At 48.3% G+C, this 13,993-nt stretch carries 15 protein-coding genes; 4 read left to right on the top strand and 11 right to left on the bottom strand.

Annotation, left to right across the window (positions count from 1 at the left end; genetic code table 11):
* Nucleotides 1–7 precede the first annotated feature (7 nt).
* From FC26_RS06630 to FC26_RS06655, 6 genes are all read right to left on the bottom strand, one after another.
* Entirely contained in the window at nt 8–946 is a 939-nt protein-coding gene (locus FC26_RS06630) for an ABC transporter substrate-binding protein (RefSeq protein ID WP_157061085.1), read from the bottom strand.
* A 25-nt stretch (nt 947–971) separates the two neighbouring features.
* Nucleotides 972–1,961, bottom strand: a complete 990-nt coding sequence (locus FC26_RS06635) for a FecCD family ABC transporter permease (protein ID WP_057778967.1) — start codon at nt 1,959–1,961, stop codon at nt 972–974.
* Nucleotides 1,958–2,941 (bottom strand): FecCD family ABC transporter permease, encoded by a 984-nt coding sequence (locus FC26_RS06640; protein ID WP_057778969.1) that lies wholly within the window; start codon nt 2,939–2,941, stop codon nt 1,958–1,960. Before FC26_RS06640 ends, FC26_RS06635 begins: the two co-directional genes overlap by 4 nt.
* Nucleotides 2,938–3,729: an ABC transporter ATP-binding protein gene (locus FC26_RS06645; protein WP_057778971.1), complete on the bottom strand. Its 792-nt coding sequence runs from the start codon at nt 3,727–3,729 to the stop codon at nt 2,938–2,940. The genes FC26_RS06640 and FC26_RS06645 overlap by 4 nt, the downstream gene beginning before the upstream one ends.
* A gap of 6 nt (nt 3,730–3,735) precedes the next feature.
* Complete coding sequence (locus FC26_RS06650; RefSeq protein WP_057778973.1) at nt 3,736–4,245, bottom strand: flavodoxin family protein; 510 nt, start codon at nt 4,243–4,245, stop codon at nt 3,736–3,738.
* A gap of 447 nt (nt 4,246–4,692) precedes the next feature.
* Nucleotides 4,693–5,595 (bottom strand): alpha/beta hydrolase, encoded by a 903-nt coding sequence (locus tag FC26_RS06655; protein WP_057779096.1) that lies wholly within the window; start codon nt 5,593–5,595, stop codon nt 4,693–4,695.
* A 58-nt stretch (nt 5,596–5,653) separates the two neighbouring features.
* Here FC26_RS06655 and FC26_RS06660 point away from each other — a divergent pair, with 58 nt between their 5' ends.
* The 3 genes from FC26_RS06660 to FC26_RS06670 are packed head-to-tail and all read left to right on the top strand — an operon-like array spanning nt 5,654 to nt 7,862.
* Nucleotides 5,654–6,568: an alpha/beta fold hydrolase gene (locus FC26_RS06660; protein WP_057778975.1), complete on the top strand. Its 915-nt coding sequence runs from the start codon at nt 5,654–5,656 to the stop codon at nt 6,566–6,568.
* Between the two features lie 13 nt (nt 6,569–6,581).
* Nucleotides 6,582–6,995: a helix-turn-helix domain-containing protein gene (locus FC26_RS06665; RefSeq protein WP_057778977.1), complete on the top strand. Its 414-nt coding sequence runs from the start codon at nt 6,582–6,584 to the stop codon at nt 6,993–6,995.
* 12 nt (nt 6,996–7,007) lie between these two features.
* A complete protein-coding gene (locus tag FC26_RS06670; protein WP_057778979.1) occupies nt 7,008–7,862 on the top strand; it encodes a hypothetical protein in 855 nt (284 codons plus the stop codon).
* 272 nt (nt 7,863–8,134) lie between these two features.
* Here the strand turns inward: FC26_RS06670 and FC26_RS06675 are convergent, their stop codons facing one another.
* From FC26_RS06675 to FC26_RS06685, 3 genes are all read right to left on the bottom strand, one after another.
* A complete protein-coding gene (locus FC26_RS06675; RefSeq protein ID WP_057778981.1) occupies nt 8,135–8,602 on the bottom strand; it encodes a hypothetical protein in 468 nt (155 codons plus the stop codon).
* Nucleotides 8,603–8,605: 3 nt separating this feature from the next.
* Nucleotides 8,606–9,007 (bottom strand): hypothetical protein, encoded by a 402-nt coding sequence (locus tag FC26_RS06680; protein WP_057778983.1) that lies wholly within the window; start codon nt 9,005–9,007, stop codon nt 8,606–8,608.
* A gap of 114 nt (nt 9,008–9,121) precedes the next feature.
* Nucleotides 9,122–10,132 carry a lipoate--protein ligase gene (locus tag FC26_RS06685; RefSeq protein ID WP_057778985.1) on the bottom strand — a complete coding sequence of 337 codons (1,011 nt, stop codon included), beginning with the start codon at nt 10,130–10,132 and terminating at the stop codon, nt 9,122–9,124.
* Between the two features lie 363 nt (nt 10,133–10,495).
* Here FC26_RS06685 and FC26_RS06690 point away from each other — a divergent pair, with 363 nt between their 5' ends.
* On the top strand, nt 10,496–10,942 hold the full coding sequence (locus FC26_RS06690) for a universal stress protein (protein WP_057778987.1): 447 nt from the start codon (nt 10,496–10,498) through the stop codon (nt 10,940–10,942).
* Between the two features lie 78 nt (nt 10,943–11,020).
* Here the strand turns inward: FC26_RS06690 and purD are convergent, their stop codons facing one another.
* Both purD and purH read right to left on the bottom strand, forming a co-directional pair.
* The gene (gene purD, locus FC26_RS06695; protein WP_057778988.1) at nt 11,021–12,280 is read right to left on the bottom strand and encodes a phosphoribosylamine--glycine ligase; all 1,260 of its coding nucleotides are present in this window, start codon (nt 12,278–12,280) and stop codon (nt 11,021–11,023) included.
* Between the two features lie 157 nt (nt 12,281–12,437).
* The gene (gene purH / locus FC26_RS06700; protein ID WP_057778991.1) at nt 12,438–13,976 is read right to left on the bottom strand and encodes a bifunctional phosphoribosylaminoimidazolecarboxamide formyltransferase/IMP cyclohydrolase; all 1,539 of its coding nucleotides are present in this window, start codon (nt 13,974–13,976) and stop codon (nt 12,438–12,440) included.
* Nucleotides 13,977–13,993 lie beyond the last annotated feature (17 nt).

Below are 13,993 nucleotides of genomic sequence, written 5' to 3' on the forward strand. Positions count from 1 at the left end.
CTTATTTTTAATTTTGCTTAATCATCGCGGCGGTGATCATCTTCATTTGTCCCTTAACTGCCGCTGGATCATAGTAATACATCTTGTTAAACGGTAATTCCACCACGTGGCCCGCCTTCACAGCCGGTAGGTTCTGCCATACCGGATTACTCTTTAAGTCGCTGACGGCCTGGTCACTACCACTCTTGGCCGAACTATAACTCGTAAAGAACATCCAATCGGCGGAATAGTGACTCAATGACTCGGTGGAAATTTGCTTGTATCCCGCGCCATCTTGAATCTTTTGAATCGAGGTTGGCAGCTTAAATTTCATCGCCGTCACGAGTGCTTCACCGCCCCGCCCCCAACTTGAGCCATCCACGTAGAGCTTACTATTTTGCATTTCGTACATCCCCACCGTCGTCTTAGCGGGATTAATGCCCGCCTGCGTCAATTTGGTTGTCTCTGTCTTCGCCGTTTGCTTCAGGTCACTGGCTACCGCCTTCGCCTGCTTTTGCCGGTTTAAAATCTGACCAAATTTCGTTAACGTCTGGTACACATTACCGGTCGACCCATAGGGAATATACACTACTGGGGCAATTTTCTTTAATTTTTTCACATCTGATTCATTGCTGGTAATGATCAAATCCGGCTTGAGTTTCAACACGGCTTCGCTATTAAGGCCGTTACCCAAATTTTTGATCTTCTTCACCGTCTTCTGGCTCAGAAAGGGGTTCGCCAAGTCCATGCTTGTTGACCCACTGACATGAACCCCCAATGATAAAATCTCACCGGTATACACGGTCGAAACCACCCGTTTTGGATGAACGGGAACCTTCACGTTACCCTTCGCCGTCTTAATCGTTCTCGTCTGCTGACTGCTACTAGACGACGAACTGGCCTTTCCACAGCCGGCAAACATCACTGCCGCTGTCAATACAACGGCTACCAATTTCCACTTTTTCATTCTCATCCATTCCCCTCATAATTAATTAACCCTTAAATAGTTGGTACAAAAAGTACGGCATCGTAATAACCGCAACTACTAATCCCACCGGCAATACCGATGGTAAAAAAAGATTATTGGCGACCACCGTGGCAAGCACCATGATCACGCACCCGAGTAAACAGGTCACTGGTAATAAGACCTGAATGCGACTTCCACAAAAGCGGCGCGCCATGTTCGGCGCCATCAGCCCGACTAAGCTAATCGCACCCCCGACCGAGACGGCAACGGCCGCCATTGCAACGGCGAGAAGCATGAGGAGACGCTTAACGGTCGTCAAATTCACCCCCGCACTGCGCGCCATTTGATCGCCTAATACCAGTACGGCTAACTCACGATGCAACAGCCACGTTGCGCCCAGTAATAGGACGGTGAGGCCCGCATACGGGCGTAAAAAAGCCATCTCCGTATTCCAAAAACTACCACTTAACCAAACTAAAATTTTATCAAAATCAAAACTATCCATTCGCAGTTGGATCATCAAAATGATCCCGTTCAGTAGGGCGGTCAACGCCACCCCACCAAGCAAAATTTGCATTTTGGTGCCACTTTTGCCGATTAGCATCACCAGTAACAGGCTAATGCAGGCGCCCACAACGGCGGCTGCAGGTAACCAACGATCAACGCTAATCGTTTTGACGAGCCCGCTCAAGCCAATCAAGATGACCGCGCCAAGACTCGCGCCGGCATTCACCCCTAACAGGCTTGAATCAACCAAATCATTATTCGTCAAACTCTGTAAAATGAGGCCACTGACGGCCAGACAGCTACCAGTAATTAAAGCTGCCCAAACATAAGGTACCCGCATATCCCAGACCACTAGGTTGGCGACTCGATCGGATGACAGACCCAACAACGTCTGGGTTGTCGTCCATAGCGACAGATGAATGTCTCCCATTGATAGAAGCAACAGACATAAGCCTCCCAGACACCCGAGCGCGCCAAGCCAACTGATGGTCACTCTTTTTTTACTCATCTTTCAGTCACCCGTGCACCTTTCATAATGACAAGCAACAGAAAGATTCCGCCGCAAATCGCGCTCAACGCGGACAGCGGTAATTCGCTCGGAGCAGTCAAAGTCTTGGCGACAATATCAACCACCATCATAAAGATGGCGCCAAGTAACACCGTTGGGACCACATTACGCTCCAACCGATCCGGATGCACATAATTAATCATTTGGGGAATTCCTAACCCAACAAAGCCGATATTTCCCGCAACGGCCACGCTAATCCCCGCACTAATCACAACCAGCAATGCGGCCACCACCCGTGTGAGGCCTGGTTTTGCGCCTAGGGAGCGCGCCGTGGTATCATCCAACACCAATAAACTCAGTTGCTTGCGCATGAGCAAAATCGTCGCCAGCACAATGATCAGACCGCCGCATAGCACCCGCACGTGGGCGTACGTCACCGCGCTGAAACCACCGACTAGTAGATTGCGAAATTGCATCGTTGTATTGGTGAGCAGGCTGCCCGCATAGGCTAGGCAACTAATAAAACTAGAAAAAACCGTGCCCCCGAGAATAAAGCGTAAGACGTCTAGTCCCTGCCGCGTCATTGCGATCAGGAGTACCGCCGTAAAAGCCACCGCGGCCCCCACCAAGCTCAACCATATCGTCGTCACAATCGACAGACTCATTCCGAGCAGCGACCCAATAATCAGTGCCAGCATGGCACCAGCATTCACCCCCAAAATCGAGGGATCCGCAATGGGGTTACGTGACAGGCTTTGCATCAGCAAGCCACTGACTGACAATAGCGCCCCCACCATCACAACGCTCAAAATACGGGGAATCCGAATGGTCCACATAATGCGCCCGTCTAAGCTTGCCGGTGCGCGCCATAAGAGGGTTAACGATTCCCACTTCACGCCCGTGCAGAGCCCCAAAACGGCCACGCTAATCAAAACAAGGGCTAACAAAACGTTGAGCTGCCACAGTTTTATTCGTCTCATCGGTTCACCAGCGTTTCGTAATCGGTCATCTGCGGATACTGCGTCTGCGTCCGGAAACTCACCTTGGCACTGACCTGAAAGACATCGGCTAAGAGCTGTTCCGTCAACACTTCATGGGGCGTTCCCGTGGCCACAATTTGACCTTGTTGCAAACAGACCAACTGGTCACAGTACTGGGCCGCCTGATTCAAATCATGCAGCACGAGCACCACCGTTTTATGCGCTGTGGTATTCAACTGCCGGAGCAAGTTCAGGACATCGAGTTGATGGGTCAAATCAAGGTAGGTGGTCGGTTCATCTAGCATAATGATTGGACTATTGTGGGCGAGTGTCATCGCAATAAAGGCACGTTGCCGCTGACCGCCGGATAGGGCATCAATTGGCCGATTAGCCAACTCGGCGACCTTGGCCGCTACCAGGGCCTGCTGAACCTGAACGGCGGCGTCCTGGTCCCGACCAAACAAGCCACGACCGTACGCATAGCGCCCAAGCTTAACTAAATTTTCCACCGTCAAATCTCCCGGAACACTGGGCGACTGGGCCAGATAGGCAATGCATTTCGCCCGTTGTTTGGTACTCAATCGGCCGATTTCACGCTCGTTGACAAATACTTGCCCCTCATTCACCGGTTTAATCCCGCTAATGGCCTTGAGCAATGTCGATTTACCACTCCCGTTTGGACCAATCAATCCGGTAATTTGGCCGGTAGCAATATGAATCGATTGATGATCAATAATCTTTTTATTTCCGTAACCAACTACAAGTTGGTTGCCAAATAGTGCATCCATCAGCCACTACCCCGCTTTGACGATCATATGTAATTTTTGTTGTTCGTTATGTAACGCGGCTGCATAGTCGGCCGGCTGCACGATGACACTCGTATCCACGTAGATGGCGTCTTGAAAATCCATCTTCAAAAAGTCGCACAGCTGCGCGACCGCTGGCGCAATTCCGGCCGCCGTTGTGGTGGGCGATTGCGTCCCGTTAATCAGCACGTAAACCGGGATTTGACTAAAATCAAACTGGCGCGCCACCAGCGTGCACCGGTCAAGAAATGTTTTTAGCAAACCCGTCATATCCGACCAGTAAATCGGCGTGCCAATGAGGAGGGCATCGACGGCCGCCACTTCTTTAGCAATTGCCAAAAAATCATCATCTTGGGCCTGCCGCTGCTGCCCTAACTGGGCCACATGGTGCTCCACTAAGTTCCAGCTCACCTGTGACTGATCCGCTAACAAGTACTGCGCCAATTTGGCCGTATGTCCGTGCGCATTTGGACTACCATTAATAAATCCCCAATGCATAATTCCATCCCCTAACATTATAAATTAGTGTGAATTATTCTGGATTTTCTCATAAATGTCAAGGCACGTTAATCTATTTTTAGTTTGATATTCACTAATCAGTTAATCATCTGATTATTTAAAAAGCTCATTTTTCGATCAGGTCAATAATCCGGCCAATGATGAAAAAAACGTGCTATTTCAACGCCTTGCCACGTATTTTTCCGTTAAAGCACCCCTTAACTCAAATAGTATTTTGACACTTTTGTTTGGTTCGTTAATTAGAAATATTAAAATAATGTTACAATAAGTAAGTGAGAACCGTTCTAAATTAGGATTAGAACCGTTCTAATTTACTCATTATTTTCAGTTCAATTATCGACTGGCAACTTTCCTTTGAGCGACATTCAGAATTCAATTAATGGATAAAAAAACGAGGAAATTTAATAATTTTCCTCGTTTTTTGCCTTATTTAACATACTGCTTCAAAAAGGCAGCGACATGTTGCTCATACTGCTTGGGGCTTGTCTGATACGACTTAGCGTGGCCGGCATTTTTAACGATCCACTTTTGCTTGGGTCCCCGAGTTGCTTGGTAGTTCTGGTCAATCATTTTGGTTGGCACAAAGGTATCCTTGCCCCCGTGGATGAACAGCATTGGGCGGTGATTATGGTGCAGTTGCGCAATCGCGTTCGCCTGCCCAAAGAAGTACCCCGCTCGAATACGGGTAATTCCGCTCACAATATTAATCAACGGCCATCTCACGATCGTGGGTAAATGATAGAGTTGTTGTGCCTGATAATTGATTTCCGTTTTGGCGTTTGTGTACCCACAGTCTTCCACGAACGCCTTCACCTGACTTGGTAGGTGCAGGCCGCTGACCATCATCGTCGTGGCGCCCCCCATGCTGACACCGAACATCACAATTTTCGACTGGTCACCATTTTTGTGGATAATTTGCTGAATCCATTTTTTATCATCTAAACGATCCGGCCAGCCGTAACCAATATAGTTGCCTTGGCTCTGCCCGTGCCCCCGTGCATCCCGTAGTAAGACGTTATAGCCGAGTTGGTGGAAAAGATAGGCGTACGCCCCCATATCATTCTTACTACCGTTAAACCCATGCGCAATGAGCACCGTCTTGGCCGACTTATGGGTTGCGGGAATATAGTTTGCCACCAGCCGATAGTTCCCGCCGGCCGATTTTATTGTCCAACGCTGTTTATTTGCGTTCTCATACCATAATTTTTGATGATATAATGGATCTGACTTACGCAACGGGGTTTTCTTACTCAAAAAACTTTTTTGGCCCGGCACAACGGCCACTTGATAAAAGTACAGTCCGGCTCCTAATAGGCCCCCTGCAAGCATGATGACGAAGATTGCTAAGATCCAATACCAGTATTTTTTCTTCAAAGGAGATTCCACCTTGTCTAACGAATTTCATTTTTTATCTAGTGATGATCATACTACTATTTATGCCAAAAAATGGTGTCCAACACAACCCCCAATCGGCATCATCCACATTATTCACGGGATGGCCGAACATATCAACCGTTACGACGAGTACGCGCAACACCTGGTCCAACAGGGCTGGCTGGTCGTGGGGGACGATCACTTAGGGCACGGGCATAGTTCCCCGACTGAGTTGGGTTACTTTGGCGAACACCCCGTTTTGCACCTTCTGGATGATGAGGTTCAGCTCTTTCATCAAGTCAAAGCGCAGTATCCTCACCTGCCCTACGTCCTTCTCGGGCATAGTATGGGATCGATGATGGCTCAGGCACTCTTGCCACGGCTGAGTAACCAGCTTGCCGGCTGCATTTTAACCGGCACAACGGCCCCGCATCCCGAGCTCATCCCCGTTTGGCCGCTAGTGGTCTCGTTGAGTAAAACTGCCGGTCATCAAACTGGGACCTTCTTTGACCGGTTAGCGTTTGGGAGCTTTTCCAAGCGCTTCAACCGCCACGTCAAATATTCTTGGCTGACGCACGATTCAAAAATCATTGATTCTTACAATCGTGATCCGTGGTCTGGCTTTATTTTCACGTATAATGGTTTCTACGCCCTGTTCACCCTCACCAAGATGGCAACAACGGCTGACTGGTACCACGGGATTCGGCGCGATTTACCGCTTCTTCTTACCAGTGGCACCCATGATCCCGTCGGCAAGTTTGGCCGTGGTCCCAAACGTCTCTTCGATCAACTGACACACGATCACTTCACGGCAGTTACGTTACACCTGTTTGACCAGATGCGCCACGAGATCTTAAACGAAACCGATCGATCGACCGTGTACGATTTTATTGATCAATGGTTACATAAGAATGTTAAAATAATCTAAAGGATGTGATGAGATGTTTCCAGAACGTTTACGGGCCCTACGCCGTGGTGAAAATATCACGCTAAAGGAATTGGCAACGGCGCTTAACGACCACCTGACTAAAAATGAAAAACCAAATACCCCGTCCCAAATTGGTAACTGGGAGCGGGGCATTCGAACACCGTCATACGTGGAAGCCAAAAAATTGGCGGAATACTTCGATGTCAGCTTAGACTACCTGACTGGCAAAACCGAAAAAGACGAGTACGATCTCGGTAAGCTATTCTTATCTGGCAAAGAATTAACCTTTAATCACCAGACATTATCTAGCGATGACCGGTACGAAATTTATCAGCTCATTGATGGCTACCTCTACGGTCGTACCCATCGTAAGGACACCGATAAATTCTATGGCAAGCAAGAAGAGCTTGACCTACATCTTTTCTAAACGAGGTTGGTAATGAATCCAAAACAGCGTAAAAAGCTCAAAAAAATGATTAAGACCCGACAAAAGGCCCAACCAAGTGGCTACATTCAACAATTGACAACGTATGCCACTTTATTTGACGACTTTCCATCCGTGAAATATCTCATTAATAACGTTATCGAAAGCGATCGGCTGCTAAAAAACGGGCTCCTACCGCAGCCCCTCCCCAAGTTACTTTTACCAGACGATATTCAAGATACCATCTTTCAATTCGTTAACCACAAGTATCCGGCTGGCGATCCGCAGGGTGATCAGCTCTGGAACCAGTACACGGCGGCGTTGCCTGAGGTCGATCGTCTCCTGCGAAACTATCGCGAATACTTAGAAACGACGTACGGCATGTGGGCTTACATCAGCGCACCGGTCATCAGTGACCTCGCGCACTACATCAATCATGCGCCCGTTTTGGAAGTGATGGCCGGTAACGGCTACATTTCCAAGGGGCTACGCAACCTCAGCCAGACCCAGACAATTTACACCACTGACAGTCAATCGTGGACGGCTGAAAACGAGACGGGCAAACATCCGGTGACCACGATCGAGCCCCTAGACGCCTTAGCAGCGCTGCGTAAATACGGCGATCAGGTCCAATTCGTCATCATGTCATGGGCCCCTGATAAGCAAACCACCGATTGGGAACTTCTCCAAATGATCCGCGCGGACTATCCCGACATCACACTCATCACCCTCGGTGAACAAAATGGCGCAACAAACTCCCACGAATTCTGGGAAAACGCACAGTTCATCGATCCAGAGGCAACACAACGGCTTAACCGCAACTTCGCGCCGTTTGATCTCGTCAATGAGCATCTCTTTTTAGTTAAGTAACTCTCGAATTAACTCATCGTACCACGCAAAAATGGACCATCACACAACTAACGTTGTATGATGGTCCATTTTCAATGTGTATTGATATTATCTCAGATCATGAGCGCTCCACAACGCATCATGATCGGACACCCTACATCATCCGGTAGGTAAACGTGTCCCACTCGAAATGTCACTAGCCGCTTGCGCGGAACAGCTCGAAAGCTGCCTGACGTTCTCGACTCATCGCATGGAACTAGCATACCATGTTTTAAGAATCGGTGCAAATCAAACTAGTCTTTTTCTTCCTTCGCGGCTGCAATATTATCGCGAACCGCTGCTAACTTTTCGTCGATCCACTGCTGAGCAGCCCCCGTCTCGCTGTCAGCATCGTCTACCAACGCGGTGGCCGACGCCAACTTATCGATGCGTAACCCCGACCGATTAATATCCGGCGTCTCACACACCAGATAGACGTTTACTTCCGCGGTGGCATTAACGTCCATAATCTTCGAAATGGTCTTGGCATTCACCAATGGTAAGTTGATCACGCTCGTTTCCAAGCGCACGCTTACTGGCTGTTCAGCTTCTGGCACCGTCACCTGCCACTCAAATTGCGCCAGTTGCTGCTGACTGATCGCCTGCGCCATCGCCGCGATACCGGTTGCTACCGTCACCTGACCATCGTCAACCGTCTCGCTTTGTTGCGTATACTGGCCATCCATTACTTGATCAATAAACTGTTGTACATTGATTTCCATGAGTTACTTCCTTCTAAGAAATTTAAAATTAGACTGATGGGTCCGTAGCCGCACCGCCGCAGCTGCACAGAGGACATTTATCACGACACCAATCACACTCAGTACATTAATTAGCATTTTAATAAAGGAACTGGCATCTGAGTGCCACGTCACCTGAACAAACGCCACGACTAGTGCAATCGTATAAATCAGAAGCACTAACATCATCACATAAACCGCACTACGGGAGTTCATCGCACTGAGAACCGCAGCGATCAAAAAGAGCGCTATGGCAATTCCGGTGTGGACAATGACTTCCACGCTCCAGAGGGCAGTCCCCGTCTGCGCGTACATTAATAGGCTTACGACACAATAAATGATCATTGCTACTGTTGCGTATGAAATTGTTTGTCTTGCTTCTTTCAAATTAAATCGCTCCCAATTGATAGTAGTTTCATTTTACTATTAAAATCAAAAAAGAACCACCAATATATGGTGATCCTTCATCGATCTGGATTAGTATGGCGTCGCGAACGCCCGCTAGGCCAGTAGATCGACCAATTGATCGGTCGTAATCCCGACAATATACTGGCTCGTATCGGCTTGATCGAGCACCTTTTTGAGAGTTTCCCGATCATAATGACTACCCTTGAGCTGCTCGGCTAGCGCACTCACATCTTGCGGGCCGAAGAAATCTCCGTAAAATTTAATATCCGTAATTTGGCCGTCTGCCACGGTTAGTCGGGCATCGACCGTCCCCATGTCAAAGTGTTGCCGCTTTTGAACACTAAACGTCGGTGATTTGCCGTACACCCAGTCCCAGTTATTATAAAATTGCTCATAAATCGCATCGATCTTAGTCTGCTCATCTGGGGTCACCACATATTCTTGATCTTTAATTTCGGCGAGGTCATCGACATGGAAAAGCTTCTTTAACAGAATGTCGCGAAATTTTGGTACGGTTAAATCCCGATAGTTATCGGCTAAGTAGGGTTTGAGATTCGTCACCCGTGAGCGGACGGACTTAATCCCCTTTGACTTGATCTTATCTTCAGGAACGTTCAAGGCGTGCGTCACGACGTCTAAGTCAACATCCAGCATCAGTGTGCCGTGTGAAAACGTCTTGCCATTCTTCGTGTACATGGCGTTGCCCGAGAACTTCTTGCCATCAACTAAAATATCATTGCGACCGCTGACCTCGGCCGTCGTTGCGCCCATTTCGTGCAGCGCATCGACGATTGGCTGGGTAAAGGATTTGAAATCACCAAACTCTTCGCTATTGCTATCAACCACGAAGCTGAAGCATAAATTACCGAGATCTTGATAAACCGCGCCACCACCGGATAACCGCCGCGTCACCCGAATATGATGATCATCGACGTACTTCTGATTGATTTCTTCCAGTGTGTTTTGGTTCCGACCGACAATGATACATGGCTCTTCATAGTAGAACAGCAGCAATGGCTCACCAAAATCCTTGTGATTCATCAAATACTGTTCCGTGGCTAAATTCCGACCAATATTGTGTGATGTCATTGAAACGTAGCGCATAATCAACGTCCCCCTACCTAAATCTCGATTTAATAGACTGTTTGAGTAATTATGTCATTCAATCAGCTTTCGCCCATAGCTTACCACCTTTTGAAACCGATTACAATCTCTTTTAAATCACCTATTTCTCCCATTCTGACGATGAAAAAGTTAGTGAAAAAGATTCACCTTATCGGACGGTTTAACGCTGATTTATCAATGACTGGCCTAATTTTTTGATCAAAAAATCACAGCTTTTCCTAGACGAAATATGAAACACCGTGCGCTAAGAGACTTTTTTAAGACTTTTGCTTACAGGAAGCGTAATCAATAGTATAATTAAGATAATAACAAACCATTCCATATAGAAAGAAGACCTGCCTTATGTTACAACAATACAAGAACGTCCTGGCTCCGGTGGACGGATCCAAGGCAACTCCACAAGTGATCGCTAAAGCAATTGAAATTGCTAAGCAAAATAATACCCATCTGGATATTTTAAACGTCGTGGAAGTCAATCAATTCTCTGACAGCTACGGCGGTGCCGTTAGTGGAGATGTGATCTATAGTCTGGTTGAAGAGATCGAACAACGTCTGGACGACTTGAAGCAACAAGCCCTCGACGCCGGACTAGAAGACGTCAGCATCCACGTTCGTTTTGGTAATCCTAAATCAGTCATTGCCCGCGAATTCCCCGCTGATCACGCTAACGAATTGATCGTTGTTGGTACCACCGGCTTATCAGCCGTTGAACGGTTCATGGTCGGCTCCGTTACCAGCTACGTCAACCGCAACGCCAAGTGCGATGTGTTGATCGTTAAAATCAAATAGACCACTCTAAAACCCCCACATCGTCAATGATGTGGGGGTTTTGTGTGCTAATATACGTGAATTCTATTTTTACTAAGCTTACTTGACGCCCTTATTGCCAATATCGTGCCGGTACCGCAAGCCGGGGAGCGTCTGTGCATCCAGCCAAGCGTATATTTTATCCTGAGCAGCGACAATATCGGCCGCTTGGGTGGTGAGGCACAAAATGCGCCCACCATGGCTCACAAGCTGACCATCATCCTCGGCCGCTCCGGCAAAATTGCAATGTAATCCGGCCGGCAACTGCGTAAACCGGGTTAAATCTGCCCCGTGACCGGAAGCTTGCGGATACGTTGCGGAACTCACAACCACCCCGAGATACGTTGCCGCCGTTTGCCACTGTGCGGTCACCGGTTGATGATCCAGTAAATCGACCAGTAATTGGTAGAAGTCACTCTTGAGTTGGGGTAATACCACTGCCGTTTCCGGATCCCCAAAACGAACATTAAACTCGATCACCTTGGGTCCCTGAGCAGTCATAATCAGGCCCGCATACAAGATTCCAGTAAACGGGGTGCCATTATCGGCCATCGCCGTCACAACCGGCCGCAAAATACTCGTCAAGCATTGGTCACTCAATCCAGCTTCAAACTGGGGCAACGGACTGTATGCGCCCATGCCACCGGTATTGGGCCCCTTATCACCATCGTAGGCCGCCTTGTGATCTTGTGCCAGTGGCATTGGAACGATCTGATCACCACTCACAAACGCCATAAACGAAAATTCCTGACCAACCAAGAACTCTTCAAAGATAATTTCAGTTGTTGAAAATTCGTGTTCTCCCAGCATTTGATGAACGGTGGCCGCCGCCTCATCTCGATCCTGAGCAATCACCACGCCCTTACCAGCAGCGAGCCCATTGGCTTTAATCACTAGCGGGAAGGTTTGGTCATTCAATGCCGCCAACGCCGTCTGCTCATCAGTATAGCTTTGATAGCGTCCCGTTGGTACCCCAGCGTGAGCCATAATTTGCTTGGCAAACTTCTTTGAACCTTCCAGTGCGGCCGCCTGCCGGTTAGGACCAAATACCCGTAAGCCCGCAGCCTCGAAAGCATCAACCGCCCCTCGTTGGAGGGGAAGTTCAGGTCCCACCACCGTTAAGTCCACATGGTGGTGTTGGGCAAACGCGACTAACCCCGCGAAATCTAATTCTTCAATTGCCACACAGGTAATACCGTCGTATGTCATCCCCGGATTCCCCGGTGCACAAAACACCTCTGTCACCTGTGAACTGTGGCGCAGTTGCCGACACATTGCGTGTTCGCGCGCCCCGCTACCAATTACTAATACCGTCGCCATGTTGTTGACTCCCCTCATTTGGTCAAGCTCTTTTAATCGATCATTCAACAAAATTAATCACCCATAAGTTGGATGATTAATTTTGAATGGTGTGATCCATGCTATTTAGGTGAAAATTCACCCCTTCGCGCCATAAGGCTGAAAGGCGTGCTCCGTTCTAATGTCTAAAGTGTCTGCGGCCAGAGAAGACTAATGTGACCCCATACTTGTTCGCGTTGTCGATCGATTCTTGATCTCGAATGCTGCCACCGGGTTCTACGATGGCCTTAATGCCGTGCTTAGCGGCAAATTCGACACTGTCACCCATTGGGAAGTACGCGTCCGAAGCGAGGACTGCTTGATCATAGTTAGCGGCTTTTTCTGCTTGTGCCACCGCAATTTCAGCTGATCCGACCCGGTTCATTTGGCCCGCGCCAATTCCTAACGTTTGCGTGTCAGTCGCCACCACAATCGCATTACTCTTCACGTGCTTAGCCACGATTTGTGCAAAGACCATTGCCTTCACTTCTTGTGCCGTTGGTTGCCGGTCTGAAACAACTTGAAAGTCTTCCGCCGATTCGATCAGCGTATCTTGTTCCTGACGAAGGACCCCGCCCATAACCGAAACCGTTTCGAGCTCTTTGGCATCTAAACGTGCGTTGAAGTCGACCGTCAATAAGCGTAAATTCTTCTTTTTGGCTAATACTTCGTAGGCGTCCTGATCAAAACTTGGGGCAATGATAATTTCAAGGAATAATTTATGCATCTTTTCTGCCGTCGCCAAGTCCACGTTCCGGTTAAGCACGATAATGCCCCCGAAAATTGACATGGAGTCGGCTTCATATGCCTTATCCCACGCTGCTTCAATCGTTTCTCCCAGACCAATTCCACATGGGTTCATGTGCTTCACGGCCACCACAGCGGGTTGCTCGAATTCTGCGGCCATCTTCAGGCCCGCATCAGCATCCTTAATGTTGTTGTACGATAATTCCTTACCGTGAAGTTGCTTAGCAGATGCAATTGAAAATGGTACGGGAATCGCATCTTGGTAAAAGGCGGCTTTTTGATGGCTGTTTTCACCATAACGGAGTTCCTGCTTTTTCGTGTAGGTCATGGTTAGGCTGTCAGGGAATTCTTCGGCAGCGGTCCGACCCAGGTATTGCGCGATCAGGGTATCGTAGGCTGACGTGTGTTGGAAGACCTTCAATGCCAGCTGACGGCGGAAAGCCAAATCAGCCGTATCATTTTCAATCGCTGCCAATACTTTGTCATAGTCAGTAGGATCGACGACGGGTAACACACCAGCAAAATTCTTAGCGGCCGAGCGTAACATGCTGGGACCACCGATATCAATTTGTTCGATAGCTTCCGGCTCAGTGACACCGGCCGTCAAGATGGTTTTCTTGAACGGATAAAGGTTAACAGCAACTAAGTCAATGGGATCAATTTTTTGCTTCTTTAAGGCTGCCATATGTTCTGGTAAATCGCGCCGAGCTAGTAAGCCCCCATGAATGGCAGGATGCAAGGTTTTAACCCGTCCATCTAGCATTTCTGGGAAGCCGGTCACATCTTCGACCGCGGTGACGGCGATTTGGGCGCTTTCGAGCGCTTTTTTCGTCCCACCAGTGGACAAAATCCGGTAACCCTGTTTAATTAATCCTGCTGCAAATTCAACAATTCCTGTTTTATCAGATACACTCAATAATGCCGTTTTCATTTGATAAATTCTCTCCT

Origin of the sequence: Paucilactobacillus vaccinostercus DSM 20634, from assembly GCF_001436295.1 — a bacterium.
GTDB classification, from domain to species: Bacteria; Bacillota; Bacilli; order Lactobacillales; family Lactobacillaceae; genus Paucilactobacillus; species Paucilactobacillus vaccinostercus.